Here is a 21,168-nt window from a genome sequence, read left to right as displayed (position 1 = left end):
CCTTCGGGGAGGATTTTCGGACCATCTGGAAGCAGGGGGGCGCGCGATGAGGTCGAACTTCCTGCCTGTCCTGACTGTGGTCGGGGTCTTGTTTGCGCTGTGGTATGCGGCGGCGGTCTGGCTGAATGCGGACTGGACCTATGACAAGGCCACACGGTCGGGCGAGACGGTGACCGCCACGTCACTGGTCGCGGATACCTGGGCGCAGAAAAAGCCCAAACTGCCCGCGCCGCATCAGGTCGCGTCAGAGATCTGGGACACGACGTTGATGAAGAAAGTCACGTCGAAGCGGTCCTTGGTCTATCATTCCTGGATCACGCTCAGCGCGACCCTGCTGGGCTTTGGCATGGGGACTTTGCTGGGGGTGTTGTTGGCGGTGGGGATCGTGTTCAACCGTGTGATGGATATGTCGGTGATGCCTTGGGTGATCGCCAGCCAGACCATTCCCATTCTGGCGATTGCGCCGATGATCATTGTGGTGCTGAACGCCGTGGGCGTGTCGGGCTTGCTGCCCAAGGCAATGATCAGCATGTATCTGTCTTTCTTCCCCGTGGTCGTCGGCATGGTCAAAGGGCTGCGTAGCCCTGACCAGATGCAGTTGGACCAGATGCGCACTTGGCATGCGAGCACGGCCCAGTCGTTCTGGAAGCTGCGGTTGCCTGCATCGATGCCGTATTTCTTTACCTCGCTCAAGATCGCGATGGCGGCGTCGCTGGTGGGGGCCATCATTGGTGAGCTGCCAACGGGTGCCGTTGCGGGTCTGGGCGCGCGGTTGTTGGCTGGCAGCTATTATGGCCAGACGATCCAGATCTGGAGCGCGCTGATCATGGCGGCGGCCCTAGCTGCGTTGCTGGTGGGGATTATTGGCTTGATCCAGCGTGTGACATTGAAACGGATGGGGATGGCGCGATGATCTGGCTGGTTTTTGCAGCAGTGGCATGGGCCTTTGGCATGTGGGTCAACATCCGGCTGGCGCGATTGCGGCCGGCACGCTGGGTGTCGTTGGCCGCACCGTTGGTCTTTGGCGCGACGTTGATCGCCGTGTGGGAAGGCATCGTGCGGGGGCTCGAGATTTCGCAGGTCTTGCTGCCTGCGCCGTCGCTGATCGCGCTGCGGTTGGTGTCGTCGGTCGATATCCTATGGGTGGATTTCGTGCAGACCGTGTTAAAGGGCGCGCTGTCGGGCTATGTTTTGGGCTGCGGTGCGGCCTTCCTGATCGCCATTGCGATTGACCGGTTTCCGTTTTTGCAACGCGGGCTATTGCCGGTTGGGAACTTTGTCGCGGCACTTCCGGTGATCGGCATGGCGCCTATTCTGGTCATGTGGTTCGGGTTTGATTGGCAGTCAAAGGCCGCCGTGGTGGTCGTCATGGTGTTCTTTCCGATGCTGGTGAACACCGTGCAGGGCCTGCAAGCGACGGATACGATGCAGCGCGACCTGATGCGGACCTATGCAGCCAGTTATTGGGCGACGTTGTTCAAGCTGCGCTTGCCTGCTGCGATGCCTTTCGTGTTCAATGGCCTCAAGATCGGCACGACCTTGGCGTTGATCGGGGCTATTGTTGCTGAATTTTTCGGCTCTCCCGTGCGGGGAATGGGGTTTCGCATCTCTACCTCGGTCGGTCAGCTTGCGCTTGATCTGGTCTGGGCCGAGATTGTTGTCGCGGCGATTGCCGGCTCCGCCTTCTATGGCGCGATGTCCTTGTTTGAACGGCGGGTGACCTTTTGGCACCCGAGCCAGCGGAACTAACCAAGACGACCAACCAACCAAGAGGGAGATATAATAATGAAAAAACTATCAACATATGTCGCCGGGGCCGCTGTGGGCCTGATGGGGACCATGGCGCAAGCTGCGGATGATGTGACGCTACAACTGAAGTGGGTCACACAAGCGCAGTTCGCGGGCTATTATGTGGCGCAAGATAAGGGGTTCTATGAAGAAGAAGACCTGAACGTCACGATCAAACCGGGCGGTCCGGATATCGCGCCGACCCAGGTTCTGGCCGGTGGCGGAGCGGACGTTGCCGTTGAATGGATGCCCGCCGCTTTGGCCGCGCGCGAGAAGGGCCTGCCGATGGTGAACATCGCGCAACCGTTCAAATCCTCGGGCATGATGCTGACTTGCCGCAAGGACGCCGGGATCGAGACCACGGATGACTTTAAGGGCAAGACACTGGGCGTCTGGTTCTTTGGCAACGAATTCCCCTTCCTCAGCTGGATGAACAAGCTTGAGCTGCCCACCGAAGGCGGCGAAGATGGTGTCACCGTGCTGAAACAAGGCTTTAACGTGGACCCGCTGCTGCAAAATCAGGCCGCGTGTGTGTCGACCATGACCTATAACGAATACTGGCAGGTGATCGACGCAGGTCTGACGCCAGATGATCTGAACGTGTTCAAATACGAAGAGCAGGGCGTCGCCACATTGGAAGACGGGCTGTACGCACTGGAAGAGAACCTTGCCGATCCGGCGTTCGAGGAAAAGATGGTGCGCTTTGTGCGGGCGTCGATGAAGGGCTGGAAATACGCCGAGCAAAATCCTGATGAAGCCGCGGAAATCGTCTTGGACAATGACGCTTCCGGTGCCCAGACCGAAGAGCATCAGAAACGCATGATGGGCGAAGTGGCCAAGCTGACCGCAGGCAGCAACGGCGCGCTGGACGAAGCAGACTATGAGCGGACCGTGCAATCGCTGCTGTCTGGTGGGTCGGACCCCGTCATCACGGCCGAGCCGTCGGGCGCATGGACCCATGCGATCACTGACAAAGCCTTGAACTGAGGGGCGCTGAACTAAGGGATACGTCCCCGACACAGTGCAGAAATGCGAAGGGGCTGGCAGTGATGCCAGCCCCTTTTACGTTGTAGGTCTGTTGCTTAAAGGACGGTAACCTTGGTGCCGATGGGCACGCGCTGGTACAGGTCCTTGACGTGTGTGTTCAGCATCCGGATGCAGCCATTCGAGACAGAACGCCCGATGCTGCTGGGTTGGGTGGTGCCGTGGATGCGGAAATACGTGTCTTTGCCGTTCTGAAACAGGTACAGCGCGCGCGCGCCCAGTGGGTTGCTGGGGCCACCCGGCTGCGCGTCGGTGTTCCCGATGAACCTTGCATAGGATTTGGGTTCGCGTTCGATCATCTCGTCCGTGGGGCGCCAGGTGGGCCATTCCTTTTTAACGTCGATAGTCGCGGTGCCGGTGAATTCCAGACCCGCTTTGCCGACGCCCACGCCGTATCGCATGGCCTGACCAGGGGCGGTCACCAGATACAGGTAATGGCTGCGGGGCAGGATCAGCAATTCGCCTACGGCATATTGCGGTTTGATCGACACCATTTGCGGCGTGGGGTCATAGGCGGCACCAGCGGCGAACAGCGCGTGCGGAAAGGCGAGGGCGGCCAAAGAACCTGCGATAAATTGACGGCGGCGCATGGAGGGCTCCTTTAGGATGTGATGGCGGTATTTTGCCCCTTGGGGTGTGTTTTGCAACCTTTAGGACATAAAAAAACCGGCTGTCCCGTGAGGGTCAGCCGGCAAATTCATGGTGCGGGCCTAAGGCCCTGCATGGCTTATGCCAGTGCGATGTTCGACGCGGATTCGCGGCCGTCACGGCCAGCTTCGATGTCGAATGTCACTTTCTGGTTGTCGGCCAGACCGGTCAGGCCTGCGCGCTCAACAGCGGAGATGTGTACGAATACATCTTTGCTGCCGCCATCGGGTGCGATAAAGCCGAAGCCTTTAGTTGTGTTGAACCATTTTACGGTGCCAGTGGCCATATCCGTAGTCTCCTCTAGTATGCCATCCGCGTCGTGCGATGGCTTGGCGTTGTCGGTCTGGATCGAAGTCTGAACGCCGTATGAGGGAGACAGTTGGTCGAAAAAGAATAACGTTAGCTCCTTTGATATGGCAGGTCGCAGAGATTCGCGCAAGGGGCTGTCAATGGGCCTTAAAAAACAGGCCGATCATTGCTTATTTCGGCACATTCTTGCCTCAGTTCCGTCGGCGAAGGCATTTTTCACCAATAGATGTTGACCGTTTGCAACCTCTAAACGGTTAACGCTTTGGGTCAATTCGCCCCACTGCTGACAGATTCATTTGCGATTTTGCTCCGAGCCGTATCGCAAACTTAATGATTCCCCCTTTTTGGTAACCCGACAACGAGTGAGCCCCTTTATGAAAATCCTTGCCGTAGATGACGACCCTACCATCCTTGACCTGCTGCGCGACTGCCTGACGCCGTCGCTTGGGTTTGATCTGATTTGTGCCGACTCGGCCGAGGATGGGATGGCCAAGATCGAAGAGCACGGGGCGAGTTTTGACTGCTTCTTGTTGGATATCATGTTGCCCGGCGTCGATGGCATCACACTGTGTGACGATATTCGCACCATGCAGGCCTATAAAAGCGCGCCGATTATTATGATTACCGGCAGCCGCAAACACGATCTGATGGACACGGCCTTCCGTGCAGGGGCGACCGATTTCATCTTCAAACCGCTCAACGGTATCGAGCTGGGCGCGCGGATCAACATGGCGGGGATGCTCAGTGACAGCCTGCGCCGCGAACGCGAGGCGGCCCATACGCTGGCGGAACTGTCGGGGCTGATGAAGGTCCGTGTGGACGAAAGCTTTGATCTGAATGTCGTGGGTGTGGATGATCTGCACGGGTTCGAGAACCACATGCTGCGCCTGCCCGAGGGCTGCTATGCCATGAACCTTTTCGCGGTGAAACTCCCACAAATCCGCAATATCTTTGACGCGGCAAGCCCCGCTGAATTTTGTCGCCAGATGGGTTTGGTTGCGCAGGCCACGGTCGCGGCGCTGGTGCACGAGAAATGCTATATGGGCTATGCCGGCGACGGAATCATCGTGGGCACCGTGATTGGACGCCACCGGATCAAGCCGGATGAAATTCAGAAAGATATCGAGAATATCCTCTCCCATGACGGCACTGCGGTGCGGATCGGGGGGGACTTCAGCGCCGATGTAACCGTAAAGCTCGTGTCGAACCAGCGGCTGTGGTCGGGGCTGTCTGCCTGCAACACGCTGCGCGACTTTTTGGGCCGTGAAACCGTGCCCGACAGCGCCAGCACCGACCGCACCGATGGGTATGCCGAACTGGCCGACGGGCTGTAACGGGAAACCCTTGCTGCGTCGCCTCGGCGCGTTGACCGTCAAATAAAAAGGCCCCCGCAGTTTCCTGCGGGGGCCTTTTCTTTAGAACTTTCGCCTAGATCAGCGCGAGAATTTCTTGTGCTTCATGCGCTTGGGTTCCATGGCGTCTTCGCCCAAACGGCGTTTCTTGTCTTCTTCGTAATCAGAGAAGCCACCTTCAAACCATTCGACATGTGCGTCGCCTTCAAAGGCGAGGATGTGCGTACAGATCCGGTCAAGGAAGAAACGGTCGTGCGAGATGACCACGGCGCAGCCCGCGAAATCGACCAGCGCGTCTTCGAGTGCACGGAGCGTTTCGACGTCCAAATCGTTGGTCGGTTCATCGAGCAGCAGGACGTTGCCGCCTTCTTTGAGCAGACGCGCCATATGCACACGGTTGCGTTCACCACCTGACAGCAGGCCGACTTTCTTCTGTTGGTCGCCGCCCTTGAAGTTGAACGCACCGCAATAGGCGCGGGAGTTTACTTCGGCGTCGCCCAGTTTGATGATCTCGGCCCCGCCCGAGATGGCCTGCCAGACGTTGTCATCCGGGTTCAGGTCATCGCGCGACTGGTCGACATAGGACAGATCAACGGTGTTCCCCAGCTCGATCGTGCCGGTGTCGGGTTGTTCGTGGCCGGTGATCATTTTGAACAGGGTCGATTTACCCGCGCCGTTGGGCCCGATCACGCCGACGATCCCGCCCGGTGGCAAGGTAAAGTCTAGCTTTTCGATCAACAGCTTATCGCCCATAGCCTTAGACAGGCCTTCGACCTCAAGCACCTTGTTGCCCAGACGTGGGCCGTTGGGGATAACGATCTGGGCGCGCGTCAGGCGTTCGCGCTCTGAGCTGTCGGCCATTTCGTTGTAGGCGTTAATACGTGCCTTGGATTTCGCCTGACGGGCCTTGGCCCCCTGACGCATCCATTCAAGTTCGCGCGACAGCGTCTTTTGCTTGGACTTGTCCTCGCGGGCTTCTTGCTCAAGCCGTTTGGCTTTCTGGTCGATCCAGTTGGAATAGTTCCCTTCGTAAGGGATGCCATTGCCGCGGTCCAACTCGAGAATCCAGCTGGTGATGTTATCCAAGAAATAACGGTCGTGGGTCACGATCAGGATCGTGCCCTTATAGTCGATCAAGTGCTGCTGCAGCCAAGCAATGGTTTCCGCGTCCAAGTGGTTGGTCGGTTCATCGAGGAGCAGCATTTCAGGCGCTTCAAGCAGCAGTTTGCACAGGGCAACACGGCGGGCTTCACCACCAGAAAGGGTTGTGACATCCGCATCATCAGGGGGGCAGCGCAGGGCTTCCATTGATACGTCGATCTGGCTGTCGAGATCCCACAGGTTCTCTGCGTCGATCTGGTCTTGCAACGCGGCCATCTCGTCTGCGGTTTCGTCGGAATAGTTCATCGCCAGTTCGTTATAGCGATCCAGAATATCCTTTTTCTTTTTGACGCCCAGCATGACATTCTCACGCACGGTCAAAGCGGGGTCGAGGTAGGGTTCTTGCTCGAGGTAGCCAACCTTGGCACCCTCTGCGACCCATGCTTCGCCCGAAAAGTCTTTGTCCTGACCGGCCATAATCCGCATCAACGTCGATTTACCCGAACCGTTGATCCCGACCACACCGATTTTCACACCCGGCAGGAAGTTCAGGTTGATGTTGTCGAAACATTTCTTACCGCCCGGATAGGTCTTTGAGACACCGGACATGTGGTAGACATATTGGAAGGCGGCCATTGAGAATCCTCGGGTAAGCTGAATACGATTTGGAGCGTGCAATATCGCCACTGGCGGGCAAGAGCAAACGTTCAATATATTAGGCTCATATATAAGGCATCACGTGCGGTTTTGAAGACCCGCCGCCGAGGGACCGCTTTTAGGGTGCGTGCTTGGCTCTGGGTCGTGGCCCGACGTCCCATCGACGGCGTTTCGGCAGCAGCTTTCCGTTTTAACCGAGCAAAGCCAAGTAAATGGGGACGATCGACCGCATTTTATACGAAATTCAGTCGAAAAAAATTTCCGACCTCGTTTATATTCTGCAGACTCGGGTGCGTTCAGCGCCCCGTTTCAACGCGGCCGCAAAAAGACCGTGTCTCAACATAGGGATAAATACATGACAGCTTCGACTATTATAGTTGGTCTGGATGGGGGAGAGGCCGGAGCGCGCGCTTTGGATTTCGCGATGACCCAGGCCAGATTGATCGGGGATTGCGAGCTTAAGCTCGTGTATGTGATCGAATGGTCTCCGTTCAGTTTCCAGACCTCAGAGGAAAATGACCAGCGCCACAAACGCCGCGAAGAGGAGCTGGCGCTTGCCCGTGAACGCATCGTCGATCCGGCGGTGAAAAAGGCCGGCGATAAGGGCGTAACGGTTCAGGGCATCGTAAAGCACGGCGATGTAGCCGATATTCTGGATGATCTGGCCAAAAAACATGGCGCACAGCAGATCGTGGTGGGTCGTGTCGGTCTGCGCGGTTTGAAAGAGCGTATGTTCGGTGGCGTGACGGGCCGTCTGGCCGTCGCCTCCCGCGTGCCTTTGACGATCATTCCTTGAAAGGTCATATCATGAAAAACTTTCTGACAACGGGTGTGGGGGCTGCTGCTGCCTCTGCCTTGCCGATGGTTGCCTCTGCACAAGAGGCCGTGGGCATGGATCAACGCATCAACGATATCTTTGCCGGTTCGACGGGCTGGTTCGTCAACCTGATCTTCATGTCGCTGCCGGGCACAAACTTCCCATGGATCGTGCTGTGGCTGGTGGTCGCGGCGTCTGTGTTTACGCTGTACTTTGGCTTTATTCAGATCAAGGCGTTCTGGCATGCGATATCGCTGGTCAAAGGTGATTATTCCGATCCCGACGACTCGGGTGAGGTCAGCCACTTTCAGGCGCTGACGACGGCGCTGTCGGGGACTGTCGGTCTGGGGAACATCGCGGGCGTCGCGGTGGCCGTGGGCATCGGTGGGCCGGGCGCAACCTTCTGGATGATCTTGGCCGGTTTGCTGGGCATGGCATCTAAGTTCACCGAATGTACGCTGGGTGTGAAATACCGCAATGAATACGCCGATGGCACCGTTTCCGGTGGTCCGATGTACTATATGACAAAGGGCTTTAAGGAACGCGGCCTGCCGTTGGGCGGCTTTCTGGCGATTGTCTTTTCGATCTTTACCATCGGCGGTGCCTTGGGCGGCGGGAACATGTTCCAAGCCAACCAGGCACATGCGCAGTTGGCCGGTATCATCGGGGATTATCCCGGATGGATCACGGGCATCGTGTTTGCCGCCGTGGTGTTTTCGGTCATCGTGGGCGGGATCAAATCCATCGCCAACGTGACTGAAAAGATCGTACCGCTGATGGGTGTGATCTATGTCGGGGCTGCGTTGATTATCCTGATCGTTGAATACGACAAGATCGGTTGGGCCTTTGGTCAGATATTCGAAGGTGCATTCAGCGGTCTGGGTGTTGCAGGCGGTCTGGTCGGTGCGTTGATACAGGGCTTTAAGCGGGCGGCTTTCTCTAACGAAGCGGGTGTGGGATCGGCTGCGATCGCACACTCTGCCGTCCGCACCAAAGAGCCGGTGACCGAAGGTGTGGTTTCCCTGCTTGAGCCGTTCATCGATACCGTTGTGATCTGTACGATGACGGCTTTGGTGATCACCATCTCTGGCGTGTTGGTTATGGACCCCGAAACAGGGCGTTTCATCCTGAACGAGGCAGGCACCGCGATCCAGACCGTTGACGGGTCCAGCGGTGTGCAACTGACATCCGCCGCCTTTGCGACCGGGTTCAGCTGGTTCCCCTATGTGCTGGCGCTGGCGGTGATCTTGTTCGCCTTTTCCACGATGATCAGCTGGTCTTACTACGGGCTGAAAGCGTGGACCTATCTGTTTGGCGAAGGCAAAACCAAAGAGATCGTGTTCAAGGTGATCTTCTGCCTGTTCATCGTTGTGGGGGCTGCCGCCAATCTTGGGGCGGTTATCGACTTTTCTGATGCGATGATCTTTGCCATGGCGGTTGTGAACATCACGGCGCTGTACTTCCTGATGCCAATCGTCAAACGCGAGATGAAGAGCTATTTCGCGCGGCTTAAATCCGGCGAGATCAAGAAGTTCGTCGATTAACGCACGGACTACGCGATTGACAAAGGGGCGTTGCTGCCCTTCTTTCGGCCCCTGATGTATATCGGGGGCCGTTTTCGTTGGGTTATCCATTTCCATATGCGCCCCCGGGGCAGGTGATCGGACTGCTAGGCGGGTCGTTTGATCCGGCACACGAGGGGCACGCGCATATCACCCGCGAAGCGATAAAGCGTTTCGGGCTGGATCGCGTGTGGTGGATGCTGAGCCCCGGCAACCCGTTGAAGGCACAAGGTCCGGCCCCGATGGCGCAGCGTCTGGCGATGGCGCAGCAGGTGATGCAGCACCCGCGGGTCGAGGTCACGGATATCGAGGCCCATCTAGGCACGCGCTATACCGCGCAGACCCTTGCCGCGCTGCGCGCGCGCTATCCCGGCGTGCGGTTCGTCTGGCTGATGGGCGCGGATAATCTGGCGCAGTTCCACCTGTGGCAAGACTGGCAGCAGATCATAGAAACGGTGCCCTTGGGTGTTCTTGCGCGACCTGGCCAGCGGATCTCGGCGCGGATGAGCCGCGCGGCGACGCTTTATGCGCCCTACCGGATTTCGGGACGGCACAGCCAACTTTTGGGGCGCGCGCAGGCACCGGCGTGGTGTTTTGTGAATGTGCCGATGGTCGATGTCAGTTCAAGCGCGATCCGCGCTGCGGGCAAATGGTCAGCGCAGTCTGCAAAAGGCGACGCCAAAGCCTAGAATCGTGTCCCGCCCTGCCCAAGGTAAAAAGGGACTTCGGCGCAGATGTTGGACCCGCGCCAAGCGCTATTGGCAGGAAATCGCCTGCGGGACGCGGGGGAGAAGCGTCAAACATGATCAAAATGGCGCGTTGCGTGTCCCGTCCGTTTGCCTGGCCCCGTCGCCCATGAAAATGTGATTTGCTCCTGCTTGTGTCACTGGGTCCTGTCAGGTTTAAGTCGCCTTATGAAAACTGTTTTATCACGTCGTTTCTTTCTGGGGTCCGCTGCGGCGGGCATAATCGCGCCGGCTGCGTTTGCGGCCCCGCCGACTGAATCGCTGCGCCCTGTGTTGCGCGGGGATGATCTGTTCCGGCAGTCAATCCCCTCTGCGCAAGAGCTGATCGACAAAGCCAAGCTCGACGGAATGGTGACCTTTAGTCTGGCAGACGCCGAAACCGGTGCGGTGCTTGAACAACATGGCCCGCTTGAGGGCATGCCCCCTGCCAGCGTAACCAAGGCGATAACCGCGCTGTACGCGCTGGACACGCTAGGCGCGGCGCATCAGTTCGAGACGCGGATCATGGCGACCGGCGGTGTCGTGGGCGGCGAAGTGCAGGGCGATCTGATCCTTGTGGGCGGGGGCGATCCGACGCTGGATACCGCCGGGCTCGCGCGGCTGGTGGACGACCTGAAAGCGGCCGGGATCATAGGCGTCAAAGGCGGGCTGAAGGTCTATGAACACAGCCTGCCGATGTTCCCGTTGATTGATGCCGACCAGCCCGATCACGTGGGCTACAATCCGGCAGTGTCGGGGCTGGCGCTGAACTTTAACCGCGTGCATTTCGAATGGAAGCGCGAGAACGGCGGCTATTCGGTACTGATGGACGGGCGGTCGGGGTCTTATCGCCCTGATGTGGCGATGGCGGCGATGGAGATCAGCGACCGCAGCTCACCGGTGTTTACCTATCGCGATGCAGGCACGCGCGATGATTGGAGCGTTGCCCAAAGCGCCTTGGGGAATGGCGGGTCGCGGTGGTTGCCTGTGCGCAAACCGGGGCTTTATGCGGGCGACATATTCAAGACGTTGGCTGGATCACAAGGCATCCGCCTGCGCGACATGAGCCTGATCACCAGTCTGCCCGAGGGCGAGGTTCTGGTGGCCCGAAAAAGTGCGCCGTTGCGCGATATCCTGCGCGATATGTTGAAGTATTCCAATAACCTGATCGCCGAGATGGCGGGGCTTTCTGCCACGGTCTATCGCACCGGAACGCCGGTTTCCTTGCGGGCCTCGGCGGCAGAAATGAACGTTTGGGCCAAGGCCAATCTGGGCATGAATGCGCCCGCGCTGGTGGATCATTCCGGTCTGGGGGAAGACAGCCGCGTGTCGTCGCAGGACATGGTGACAGCGCTGGTCAGGATCCACGGGTCTGGCACGTTGAAACCCTTGCTCAAGTCGATTTCCTTGCGTGATTCCAAAGGCCGTCCTGTGCAAAACCATCCGATCAAGGTCGAGGCGAAAACCGGAACGCTGAACTTTGTCTCGGCGCTGGCAGGATACCTGACGGCACCGGACGGGCGGGTGATGGCATTTGCTGTGTTCACCGCCGACATGCCCCGTCGCGCGACCCTAACGCGGGCGCAACGCGAACGCCCTGACGGGGGGCGGGCCTGGAATGGGCGGGCCAAACGGCTGCAGCAGGGGCTGATTGAACGCTGGGGGGCGTTTCATCAGACCAAGGATACAGCCGCGCTTTAGCGGATTAGCCCGACCAGCTGGCTTATTTTACATGGCGCGCACGGGCACCGCGTTCGATGGCGGCCGCGTGCAGACGGTCCAGATCCAGCTCGTAGCGGATTTCTTCGAGCAGGCGCAGCTCTGCCTCTTCGAGGGTGCCGTCGGCTGCGGCCACGTCACAGGCCAAGGCATATGCCGTCTCGTTTAGGCGGTCAGGCATCGCGGCTTTGACCAGCCCGAACAGGGCATCCAGCCCGTCCTCTTGTTCGAACAGATCAAAGACCATGGAACTGACAGTGCTGATGCGGTCCAGATCATAACCGGAGAACACGGGCAGCATATTCACTGCCGACTGAATCTTGAGCAGTTCCGTGGTGCGGATGTCCTCGTCTGACGCGGAGACCGCGATCATAATGGCGACAAGGCAGTCTTGCGCGCTTAAGCTAAGGGAGGTGTCGTCATTCATGCGCATTTCCGTTCGGTTATTGCATTGATCTGCAGATTATTGACGGGCCTACAGGGACGCAATAGGTACAGCCTGCCTGCGCGCATTGGGTGCGGGGTGAAAATGATGGAATTGATGACATGTCGCAGATGCGTGAAGCAGCCCTAACCAGCAAAGCGTGGCCGTTCGAGGAAGCACGTCGGGTGTTGAAACGCTATGCAAATAAGGCTCCCGAGAAGGGGCATGTCTTGTTCGAGACCGGCTATGGCCCGTCGGGTCTGCCGCATATCGGGACCTTCGGCGAAGTTGCGCGCACGACGATGATCCGCCGCGCTTTTGAGCTGATCAGCGACATTCCGACGCGGTTAGTGTGCTTTTCGGACGATCTGGACGGAATGCGCAAAGTGCCGAGCAACGTGCCGGATCCCGAAGCCTTGGCCGAACATCTGCAAAGACCGCTGACATCTGTGCCCGATCCTTTCGGCACGCACGACAGCTTTGGCGCACATAACAACGCGATGCTGCGCCGGTTCCTTGATACATTCGGGTTCGAATATGAATTCATCTCGGCCACCGAATTCTACGGGTCGGGTAAGTTCGACGAGGTGCTTTTGCGCGCCGCCGAGAAGTACGACGAGATCATGGAAGTGATGCTGAAGTCGCTGCGCGAAGAGCGGCGTCAGACCTATTCGATCTTCCTGCCGATCCACCCTGAAACCGGACGGGTGATGTATGTGCCGATGAAAGCGGTCAACGCCAAAGAAGGCACGATCACCTTCGACGATGAAGACGGCACCGAGATGACCCTGCCGCTGACCGGTGGCAACGTGAAATTGCAGTGGAAGCCTGACTTTGGCGCCCGTTGGGCAGCGCTTGATGTCGACTTTGAGATGTACGGCAAGGACCATAGCACCAACACGCCGATCTATGACAAAATTTGCCGCATTCTGGGCAACCGTCCGCCCGAGCATTTCACCTACGAGCTGTTCTTGGATCAGGACGGGCACAAGATTTCCAAGTCATCCGGCAACGGGCTGACCATCGACGAATGGCTGACCTATGCCAGTGCGGAATCGCTGTCGTACTTTATGTACCTCAAGCCGAAGACGGCCAAGCGCATGTATTTCGACGTGATCCCCAAGGCGGTTGATGAATACCACCAACAGCTGCGCGCGTTCGAGACGCAGGACGACAAGGGCAAGTTGAACAACCCCGTTTGGCATATCCACGGGGGCGATGTGCCAAAGTCGGATATGATCGTGCCGTATTCGATGCTGCTGAACCTTGCGTCTGTTTCGTCGGCCGAGGAAAAGTCGCAGCTGTGGGGCTTTATCCAGCGTTATGCGCCGGATGCGACGCCCGAAGGTAACCCCGGTATGGATGCAGCAGCCGAACATGCGGTGCGCTATTACAACGACTTTGTGAAGCCCACCAAAGTGTTCCGCGAGCCCTCTGATCTGGAGCGCGAAGCACTGGAAGACCTGCGGGACCAGTTGAAAACATGGGACGGCGGGCTGGATGCCGAGGCGTTGCAAACGATGGTTTTCGCTGTCGGGAAAGAACGTTTCGACCCGCTGCGTGACTGGTTTACCGCGCTTTACGAAGTGTTGTTGGGCGCGAGCCAAGGCCCGCGTTTCGGTGGCTTCATCGCGCTTTATGGTGTGGATGAGACTGTCGCACTGATCGACGACGCGCTGGCAGGCAAGCTGACCACAGCGTGAAACTATTGCCCTATGGTGTGCGTGGATTAGGTTAAGTCCAATACATCATAGGGAGCATTCTCATGCGTGGCGCGGTTCTTTCGGCATTTTTCGGGATGGTTTTGACCTTTGCGACGGCGTTTGGTGCCACGGCGCAGCAGGCGGATATCGAAAGCACGATCACAGGCCAGTTCGAGGCCTTTAAGGCAGATGATTTCGAGGGGGCGTTCGCATATGCGAGCCCCAATCTGCAGATGATGTTTCAGTCCACCGAAAATTTTAAACGTATGGTAACCTCGGGCTATCCGATGGTTTGGAAAAACACCGACGTGCGGTTTCTGGACCTACGCGAGATCGCGGGCGCACAGTGGCAAAAGGTGCAGGTGACGGACCTGAAGGGTTTCACCTATTTGCTGGATTATCAGATGGTTGAGACGCCCGAGGGTTGGCGCATTGCCTCTGTTCAGTTGCTGGATGCGCCAAGCGTTTCGGCGTAACATTGCCCCCGAGCGCCGTACGCTGCGGTTAGACGTGATTAACCACTTGTGAATATTTCTATCCCCCTGCCGGCCAAGCGTCGGAGTTTTGCAATTCATGGGGGGCGACATTGCACCCTCGGCGAAGGGGATGACGATGAACAAGGCAATCACAGATGGTCTGCTGCTGACACCTGCGGCTTTTGCACAAGGCTTGGATGTGTATTCAAGCGGGGATGGCACGGCGGGGTCTGATACCTATGCCAATGCGATCAATGCGGCGTTTATCCCTGCGGATCAGGACTTTGGCGGGGCGCTTGAGCTGATCAAGACGCAATCGACGCAGAAGCTGCGATACATGGGGCAGACACCGCTTTTGCCGGGATGCTATCTGCGGATCACGGCGCGGGTGAAGGCGATTAGTGGGAATTTACCCTCGGTGCGGATCTCGGGGTATCCGGCGCTTGGCAATGGCAACCGTGTCGGGGGGCTGGTCGAAGTAGGGCCGGCGGTGGCGCTTACGAGCTATGGCGACGTGGTCGAGGTCAGCGCGATTGTCGGTTCGGGGCTGCGCGGCGGGGTCGATATGGTCTGGGGCAATGCGCCGGTCTATGGGCATTTCGGGCTGGATCTGACGGGGCAAAATGGCGGGGTTGTCCGCATCGACGATCTGCAGATTGAGGATGTGACCAGCGTTTTCCTGCGCGACATGCTGGCACAGGTGGATGTGCGGGACTATGGCGCGGTGGGGGATGGCAGTACCGATGATACGGCGGCCTTTGTGGCGGCGAACGCGGATGCACAGGGGCGCAGCGTGCTGATCCCGCGTGGGACGTATCTGCTGAACGGGGATGTGACCTTTGACGCGCCGACGCGGTTTGAGGGGACGGTGACCATGCCTAGCAGCGCGATCCTTTTGCTGCGCCGCAACTTTGATCTGCCCAACTATATCGAGGCGTTCGGGAATGAAGAGATCGCCTTTCGCAAGGCGTTTCAGGCGTTGCTGAACAACGCGGATCATGAATCGCTGGATCTGGGCGGGCGCAAGGTCAACGTGACCGGCCCGATCGATATGCAGGCGGCGACGCCTGAACGCACCAGCTATGCCACGCGGCGGGTGATCCGCAACGGCCAGCTTGAAGCGGCCACGAATGGCGATTGGGATACGGTCACGGTGACCTCGCAGGCCAGCTATTCGCCGTCGGATGCGCGCAAGCTGACAAATGTGGTGAATGTGGCGAATGTGCCTGTGGGGGCGCTGATCACGGGCAATGGGGTAGGGCGCGAGATTTATGTGCGGGCCAAGAACGTCGCCACGCAAGAGATTACCCTGAACGCGCCCTTGTATGATGCGGCGGGGACGCAGAACTTTACCTTTACGCGGTTCCAGTATCTGCTGGATTTCGGCAACTACAGCCAGCTTAGCAAGTTCGTTTTGGATGACATCGAATTCCAGTGCAACAACGTGGCCAGCGCGATCAACCTTGCGCCGTCGGGGACGATTTTTCATGTGCGCGATTGCTTTATCTCGCGGCCCAAGGATCGCGGGATCACGTCTAGCGGCGGCGGGTGTCAGGGGATGTTCGTAGATCGCTGCCAATTCCTGTCCGCCGAAGATGCTTTGGACGTGCCGGACCGGACCACGATCGCGATCAACTGCAACGCCAATGACGTCAAGATCCGAGACAACCGTGCCACGCGTTTTCGCCATTTTGCGCTGCTGGCGGGGCAGAATAATATCGTCACGGGGAACCACTTCTTTCAGGGGGATACGGTCAAGAACGGCGTCCGCTCTGCTGGGTTGATCCTTGCGGCGCAGCACACGGCGAGCGTGGTGAACGGAAATTATATCGATAATTGTTTCGTCGAATGGACCAACGAACAAGACCCCGCGCCGGAATATAGCAGCGAGTATTCTTTCAGCTCACTGTCGATCAGCGGCAATATTTTTCTGTCGGGCGAAGTCGCCCCGTGGTTCAGCTATATCGTGATCAAACCCCATGGGGCGGGTCATGTGATCAACGGGCTGACAATCAACGACAATCGGTTTCGCAGCATCAACGGGTTCATTGATCGGGTCGAACGGATCGACACCAGCTTTGCCGATATGGATTTCTCGCGCATGCGCAACATAGAGATGACCGGCAATTCGTTTCACGGCATCAGCAATCCGGTCTCTAATCCCGTGCAGGTCGAACATACCGAAAGCAGTTTGGCCAAGACCTGGGTGGTGGATATTGCCGACCGCTTTCCGTTCGGCGGGTGGGCGATTGCGGTAGATAGCATCACGATGGACGGGCCGGTGCGCGACGGATCGAATGTGGCGCAGTACAGCGTGCCCTATGTGTTGACGGACCAAGGAACGGAGCGTGATCTGTTGCATCTGGTCTGGAGCACCAGCGTCAAAGGATCGATCTTTATGCAGGCGCGGATGGAGAAACGCTAGAATTCGCGCCAGATCGATAGTTTTAGCGCGGGGTTGGAACTGTCGGTGATCAGCGTTTCGGCCCCGATTTGAAGGCGAATATCAGGGCGGCTTTTGATCGGACGTACAATGATGGAGGGCGCGATAGAGGTGGCGGTGGTGGTGGAGGTCGACGCGTGGAAGATTTGCAGCATCCCTGAAAACCTTTCGCCAAGGTTGATCCCGGCGGTACTGTCCACTTTGGCGAGATGCTCTTGAAGGTACACGTCCCACGAAAGCGAACTGTCGATGGTGATCCAGCCGTTTTTCTCCGCGAGCGTGAAGCCGCGGCCCCATGACAGCCCCGCTTTTACATTCGGCGTGACCACATCCCCCACCCACGCCGCGCCGATGCCCAGTTCAGCGGACCAAACGTTTGGCCGACCCTGTCGGCCCAACGGGCGGCGTAAGAATAACGTGGCGGACCCCGATTGCAGCCCATAAGAGCTGGCGAGAAAACTGACCTCTGCCCCGAGGGTGAGATCATCGCGCACGCCGTATTCGAGGAACGTGCTTTCCGAGATGTCATAATTTTGCGTGACACTGACAGTGTTTGAGCTGAAACCTTTGCCTTTTTCGCGCAACCAAGCGCCGCTGTAGGCGGGGACTGGGGCCGTCAGGAGGATAAGGAGGATTGACCATAAGCGCATCGGGTACCCTTTCGGCGGGCAGCTTGGCGCTTCATGCTTAATAAATTACTTATAGCTGAGGGCAGGGATGCGGTGACGAGGGCATGCAAAAAGGCCCGCAGCATTGCTGCGGGCCTTTTCGTTAGATCATGCAGGGCCGGTTAGACTTTGACGTTGCTGCCGCGTGGGCCAGCAATCAGCCATACGATAAAGCCAACGACGGGGAAGATCAGGACGCCGAGAATCCAGAGGACTTTCGCAAGGCCCGAAGCGCCGGAGGTGAAGATTTGGTAGATCGCGTAAATGTCTGCGATCAGAATGATTAGTCCGAGAATGCCGAATTCCATTGTAAAGCTCCTGAGTTGTAATCTGAATTACTGTCTGCGGTCACAACTTCGTATCTTTGATAGATGTTCCCGAAAATGTTATTGGAACTATTTCGTGATCAACCGAGTTGCTCTTCCAATAGCCCTGACGGGACAGTGTAATTTGAAGGAAATACTATGAAGACCTCTACAGCAGTAATCGCAGGGCTCGCCGCAATTCTGGTGATCGCATTTGCAATCTTTTTCATCGATATCGACCAGACAGAAGAAGGCGCGCTGCCTGATGTCGACGTCTCTGTTGAAGGGGGGAACCTTCCTAAATTCGACGCTGAAACCGGTTCGGTTAACGTGACCGAAGAAGAGGTTGATGTTGAAGTTCCTGACGTTGAAATCACCACCGAAGAAAAAACTCTCACCGTTCCCGGTGTTGAAGTGACACCGCCGTCGAACGACTGATAATATTCATCAGTTTCAACAAAAAAAAACGCCCCCTGATTTGGTCAGGGGGCGTTTTTTTTATGTCTGGTTGGTCTCAGTTTCGGGTGAGTTTAGACGCAGGTTTCGCGCCGTTGTCCCCGTCAGATGTAAAGGTGAGCGTGACCTTGTCGCCTGCCATCAGATCAGACGGCACAAGGGTTTTTGCATCTAAGGTCCACGATGATTTGTCTTGCAGAACAATGATATTGGCCAAGCGATCGTAGGCCAGGATCGTGCCGGTTGTTTCGTCGGCAAAGGCGGGGGCAGAGAGGGCAGTTAGGCTCAGGGTGGCAAGGGCAATCAGGCGCATTTGGGATCCTCCGGATAAAGCGCAGACTCCGAATGTGGGGTGGACGCGGATGCAAAGCAATCACCTGACAACGGGTGCATGAAAATAATTATGCGTCATATAATGTCGGGGAACTGCGGACTGTTCGACGTGTTGTGCCGCTACATCCAGCCGAAAGGAGAGAGCGATGAAAGCCCAATCAAAATCCCAGCAACGTGCCGCTGGCGCGGCCCTGTCTGCAAAACGGGGCGAGACCAAGGTGAACGATCTGCAAGGCGCGTCGAAGGATATGTACGACAGCATGTCAGAGGATGAGCTGGAGGAAATGGCCTCGACCGAACATGATGGATTGCCGGACGAGGTCGAAGACTAGGCGCGCCTCTTAGCGTTTTTTGCCACCGTAGCGGGATTTTCCGCCGCGCATTCCGCCGCGGCCACCAGTTGACCGGCCCGATGCTTTTTGCGCGTCGTCAACGGCTTTATCCACCGCATACTGGCGGGCCATCGGATCATCGGCGATGGCGAGATCGACGGCTTCAAGTCGTTTGACCTCGTCACGCAGACGTGCGGCTTCTTCGAATTCGAGGTTCTCGGCCGCTTTGCGCATGTCGGTGCGCAACCCGTCGAGCACGGTTTGCAGGTTGCCGCCCGCCAATGGGTTGTCGATCCTGGCGGTGACGCGGCTCATGTCGACATCGCCTTTATAGAGACCGGCAAGGATGTCATCGACGTTCTTTTTCACCGTGGTCGGCGTAATCCCGTGCTCTTCGTTATAGGCGACTTGCTTGGCGCGACGGCGGTCGGTTTCGCCCATGGCGCGTTCCATCGAGCCGGTGATGCGGTCGGCGTACATGATCACGCGGCCTTCGGCATTCCGCGCGGCACGACCGATGGTCTGGATCAGCGAGGTTTCAGAGCGCAGGAAGCCCTCTTTATCCGCGTCGAGAATTGCGACAAGACCACATTCAGGAATATCCAAGCCTTCGCGCAGCAAGTTGATCCCGATCAGCACGTCAAACGCGCCGAGCCGCAAGTCGCGCAGAATCTCGATCCGTTCAATCGTGTCGATATCGCTGTGCATATAGCGCACGCGGATGCCCTGTTCGTGCATGTATTCTGTCAGGTCTTCTGCCATGCGTTTGGTCAGCACGGTGCACAGCGTGCGAAAGCCATCAGCGGCGACCTTGCGCACCTCGTCCAGCAAATCATCGACCTGCATTTCCACAGGGCGAATTTCGATCTTGGGGTCGATCAGGCCGGTGGGGCGAATGATCTGTTCGGTGAAAACACCGCCGGTTTGTTCGATCTCCCATGCTGCCGGCGTCGCCGAGACGAACACCGATTGCGGGCGCATGGCGTCCCATTCCTCGAACTTCAAAGGACGGTTGTCCATACAAGAGGGCAGGCGGAACCCATGTTCGGCCAGCGTCATCTTGCGTCTAAAGTCACCCTTGTACATCCCGCCGATCTGCGGGACCGACACGTGAGATTCGTCTGCAAAAACAATAGCGTTGTCCGGGATGAATTCGAACAGGGTGGGGGGCGGCTCCCCGGGGGCGCGGCCCGTCAGATAGCGCGAGTAGTTCTCGATCCCGTTGCACACGCCTGTGGCTTCGAGCATTTCGATGTCAAAGTTGCAGCGCTGTTCAAGCCGTTGCGCCTCCAGCAGTTTGCCTTCGCCCACCAATTGATCAAGCCGCATACGCAGCTCTTTCTTGATGCCGATCACCGCCTGATTCATCGTTGGTTTAGGCGTCACATAGTGGCTGTTGGCGTAGACGCGGATCTGGTCGAAGTTACCGGTTTTCTCGCCCGTAAGAGGGTCGAATTCAGTGATGCTTTCCAGCTCTTCGCCAAAGAAAGACAGACGCCATGCGCGGTCTTCAAGGTGAGCGGGGAAAATTTCGAGGCTATCACCGCGCACACGAAAGGTGCCGCGCTGAAAGGCGGCGTCGTTGCGTTTATACGCCTGCGCGATCAGGTCTGCGATCACCTGACGCTGGTCGTAAGAGCTGCCGGTTTTCAAATCCTGTGTCATCGCGCCGTAGGTCTCGACAGAGCCGATACCGTAGATGCACGAGACAGAGGCGATGATGATCACGTCATCGCGTTCCAGCAGCGCCCGCGTGGCAGAGTGGCGCATCCGGTCGATCTGTTCGTTGATCTGGCTTTCCTTCTCGATGAAGGTGTCAGACCGCGCGACATAGGCTTCGGGCTGGTAGTAGTCGTAGTAGCTGACGAAATATTCCACCGCGTTGTCGGGGAAGAACCCTTTGAATTCGCCATAAAGTTGCGCCGCCAGCGTCTTGTTCGGCGCGAGGATGATGGCGGGGCGCTGCGTTTCCTCGATCACTTTGGCCATCGTGAACGTCTTGCCCGTCCCCGTGGCCCCCAGCAGCACCTGATCGCGTTCGCCCGACCGCACCCCTTCGGACAGTTCCTTGATTGCGGTGGGCTGGTCGCCTGCGGGTTCAAATTCGGTCGAAAGCTTGAACTTCTTGCCGCCCTCAAGTTTGGGGCGGTCGCGCACATTGGGCGCGGGGTTGGCAAGATAGGCGTCTTTGCGCTCGGGCAAACTATCAGAGTGGGCGTAGGCCATAACATCGTCCTTTGGGGGTGCCCCTAAGGTGTCATGTTTTTGCGCGGGTTCAAGGGGCGGAGCCCTGCGCGACGCGCATA

At 57.8% G+C, this 21,168-nt stretch carries 21 protein-coding genes; 13 read left to right on the top strand and 8 right to left on the bottom strand.

The annotated features are described in order from the left end of the window. Positions 1-46: 46 nt before the first annotated feature. Genes BLQ98_RS00535 through BLQ98_RS00525 form a run of 3 tightly spaced genes read left to right on the top strand, consistent with a single transcriptional unit; the run spans position 47 to position 2,775 of the window. A complete protein-coding gene (locus BLQ98_RS00535; protein WP_093731408.1) occupies positions 47-913 on the top strand; it encodes an ABC transporter permease in 867 nt (288 codons plus the stop codon). Continuing rightward, positions 910-1,749, top strand: a complete 840-nt coding sequence (locus BLQ98_RS00530) for an ABC transporter permease (protein ID WP_093731407.1) — start codon at positions 910-912, stop codon at positions 1,747-1,749. Before BLQ98_RS00535 ends, BLQ98_RS00530 begins: the two co-directional genes overlap by 4 nt. A 36-nt stretch (positions 1,750-1,785) precedes the next feature. Then, complete coding sequence (locus tag BLQ98_RS00525) at positions 1,786-2,775, top strand: ABC transporter substrate-binding protein (RefSeq protein WP_093731406.1); 990 nt, start codon at positions 1,786-1,788, stop codon at positions 2,773-2,775. Positions 2,776-2,870: 95 nt separating this feature from the next. Here the strand turns inward: BLQ98_RS00525 and BLQ98_RS00520 are convergent, their stop codons facing one another. After that, entirely contained in the window at positions 2,871-3,422 is a 552-nt protein-coding gene (locus tag BLQ98_RS00520; protein WP_093731405.1) for a L,D-transpeptidase, read from the bottom strand. Positions 3,423-3,559: 137 nt separating this feature from the next. Beyond that, positions 3,560-3,766 (bottom strand): cold-shock protein, encoded by a 207-nt coding sequence (locus BLQ98_RS00515; protein WP_005851393.1) that lies wholly within the window; start codon positions 3,764-3,766, stop codon positions 3,560-3,562. A gap of 397 nt (positions 3,767-4,163) precedes the next feature. On the opposite strand from BLQ98_RS00515, the gene BLQ98_RS00510 reads away from it, so the two are divergent. Beyond that, complete coding sequence (locus BLQ98_RS00510; RefSeq protein ID WP_093731404.1) at positions 4,164-5,123, top strand: response regulator transcription factor; 960 nt, start codon at positions 4,164-4,166, stop codon at positions 5,121-5,123. A gap of 99 nt (positions 5,124-5,222) precedes the next feature. On the opposite strand, the gene ettA is transcribed toward BLQ98_RS00510, so the two are convergent. Beyond that, positions 5,223-6,878, bottom strand: coding sequence for an energy-dependent translational throttle protein EttA (gene ettA / locus BLQ98_RS00505; RefSeq protein WP_093731403.1), 1,656 nt, complete (start codon positions 6,876-6,878; stop codon positions 5,223-5,225). Positions 6,879-7,254: 376 nt separating this feature from the next. Between ettA and BLQ98_RS00500 the strand changes: the two genes are divergently transcribed. The 4 genes from BLQ98_RS00500 to dacB all read left to right on the top strand — a co-directional run bounded on the left by BLQ98_RS00500 (position 7,255) and on the right by dacB (position 11,704). Further along, a complete protein-coding gene (locus tag BLQ98_RS00500) occupies positions 7,255-7,695 on the top strand; it encodes a universal stress protein (RefSeq protein WP_093731402.1) in 441 nt (146 codons plus the stop codon). An 11-nt stretch (positions 7,696-7,706) separates the two neighbouring features. Then, complete coding sequence (locus tag BLQ98_RS00495) at positions 7,707-9,260, top strand: alanine/glycine:cation symporter family protein (protein ID WP_093731401.1); 1,554 nt, start codon at positions 7,707-7,709, stop codon at positions 9,258-9,260. Between the two features lie 77 nt (positions 9,261-9,337). After that, positions 9,338-9,967, top strand: a complete 630-nt coding sequence (locus tag BLQ98_RS00490) for a nicotinate-nucleotide adenylyltransferase (protein ID WP_093731400.1) — start codon at positions 9,338-9,340, stop codon at positions 9,965-9,967. A 225-nt stretch (positions 9,968-10,192) separates the two neighbouring features. Beyond that, entirely contained in the window at positions 10,193-11,704 is a 1,512-nt protein-coding gene (gene dacB / locus BLQ98_RS00485; protein ID WP_093731399.1) for a D-alanyl-D-alanine carboxypeptidase/D-alanyl-D-alanine endopeptidase, read from the top strand. Positions 11,705-11,726: 22 nt separating this feature from the next. On the opposite strand, the gene BLQ98_RS00480 is transcribed toward dacB, so the two are convergent. Then, complete coding sequence (locus tag BLQ98_RS00480; RefSeq protein WP_208595998.1) at positions 11,727-12,149, bottom strand: tellurite resistance TerB family protein; 423 nt, start codon at positions 12,147-12,149, stop codon at positions 11,727-11,729. A gap of 119 nt (positions 12,150-12,268) precedes the next feature. On the opposite strand from BLQ98_RS00480, the gene BLQ98_RS00475 reads away from it, so the two are divergent. The 3 genes from BLQ98_RS00475 to BLQ98_RS00465 all read left to right on the top strand — a co-directional run bounded on the left by BLQ98_RS00475 (position 12,269) and on the right by BLQ98_RS00465 (position 16,750). Further along, positions 12,269-13,849 carry a lysine--tRNA ligase gene (locus tag BLQ98_RS00475; RefSeq protein ID WP_093731397.1) on the top strand — a complete coding sequence of 527 codons (1,581 nt, stop codon included), beginning with the start codon at positions 12,269-12,271 and terminating at the stop codon, positions 13,847-13,849. A gap of 62 nt (positions 13,850-13,911) precedes the next feature. Then, the gene (locus tag BLQ98_RS00470; RefSeq protein ID WP_093731396.1) at positions 13,912-14,325 is read left to right on the top strand and encodes a DUF4864 domain-containing protein; all 414 of its coding nucleotides are present in this window, start codon (positions 13,912-13,914) and stop codon (positions 14,323-14,325) included. 136 nt (positions 14,326-14,461) lie between these two features. Beyond that, entirely contained in the window at positions 14,462-16,750 is a 2,289-nt protein-coding gene (locus BLQ98_RS00465; protein ID WP_093731395.1) for a glycosyl hydrolase family 28-related protein, read from the top strand. Here the strand turns inward: BLQ98_RS00465 and BLQ98_RS00460 are convergent. Both BLQ98_RS00460 and BLQ98_RS00455 read right to left on the bottom strand, forming a co-directional pair. Then, positions 16,747-17,418 (bottom strand): hypothetical protein, encoded by a 672-nt coding sequence (locus BLQ98_RS00460; RefSeq protein WP_093731394.1) that lies wholly within the window; start codon positions 17,416-17,418, stop codon positions 16,747-16,749. The genes BLQ98_RS00465 and BLQ98_RS00460 overlap by 4 nt on opposite strands. Positions 17,419-17,558: 140 nt before the next feature. Continuing rightward, positions 17,559-17,744, bottom strand: coding sequence for a PLDc N-terminal domain-containing protein (locus tag BLQ98_RS00455; protein WP_093731393.1), 186 nt, complete (start codon positions 17,742-17,744; stop codon positions 17,559-17,561). Between the two features lie 156 nt (positions 17,745-17,900). Here BLQ98_RS00455 and BLQ98_RS00450 point away from each other — a divergent pair, with 156 nt between their 5' ends. Beyond that, positions 17,901-18,179: a hypothetical protein gene (locus BLQ98_RS00450; protein ID WP_093731392.1), complete on the top strand. Its 279-nt coding sequence runs from the start codon at positions 17,901-17,903 to the stop codon at positions 18,177-18,179. A 76-nt stretch (positions 18,180-18,255) separates the two neighbouring features. On the opposite strand, the gene BLQ98_RS00445 is transcribed toward BLQ98_RS00450, so the two are convergent. Next, complete coding sequence (locus tag BLQ98_RS00445; RefSeq protein WP_093731391.1) at positions 18,256-18,510, bottom strand: hypothetical protein; 255 nt, start codon at positions 18,508-18,510, stop codon at positions 18,256-18,258. 166 nt (positions 18,511-18,676) lie between these two features. On the opposite strand from BLQ98_RS00445, the gene BLQ98_RS00440 reads away from it, so the two are divergent. Beyond that, positions 18,677-18,862, top strand: coding sequence for a DUF3008 family protein (locus BLQ98_RS00440; protein WP_093731390.1), 186 nt, complete (start codon positions 18,677-18,679; stop codon positions 18,860-18,862). Between the two features lie 9 nt (positions 18,863-18,871). Here BLQ98_RS00440 and uvrB read toward each other — a convergent pair whose 3' ends face one another. Further along, entirely contained in the window at positions 18,872-21,088 is a 2,217-nt protein-coding gene (gene uvrB / locus BLQ98_RS00435) for an excinuclease ABC subunit UvrB (protein ID WP_093731389.1), read from the bottom strand. Positions 21,089-21,168: the final 80 nt, after the last annotated feature.

This window comes from Sulfitobacter litoralis (assembly GCF_900103185.1).
Taxonomy (GTDB): domain Bacteria; phylum Pseudomonadota; class Alphaproteobacteria; order Rhodobacterales; family Rhodobacteraceae; genus Sulfitobacter; species Sulfitobacter litoralis.
The sequence above is the reverse complement of the archived record's forward strand: the minus strand, read 5'-3'. Positions and strand labels throughout refer to the sequence as shown.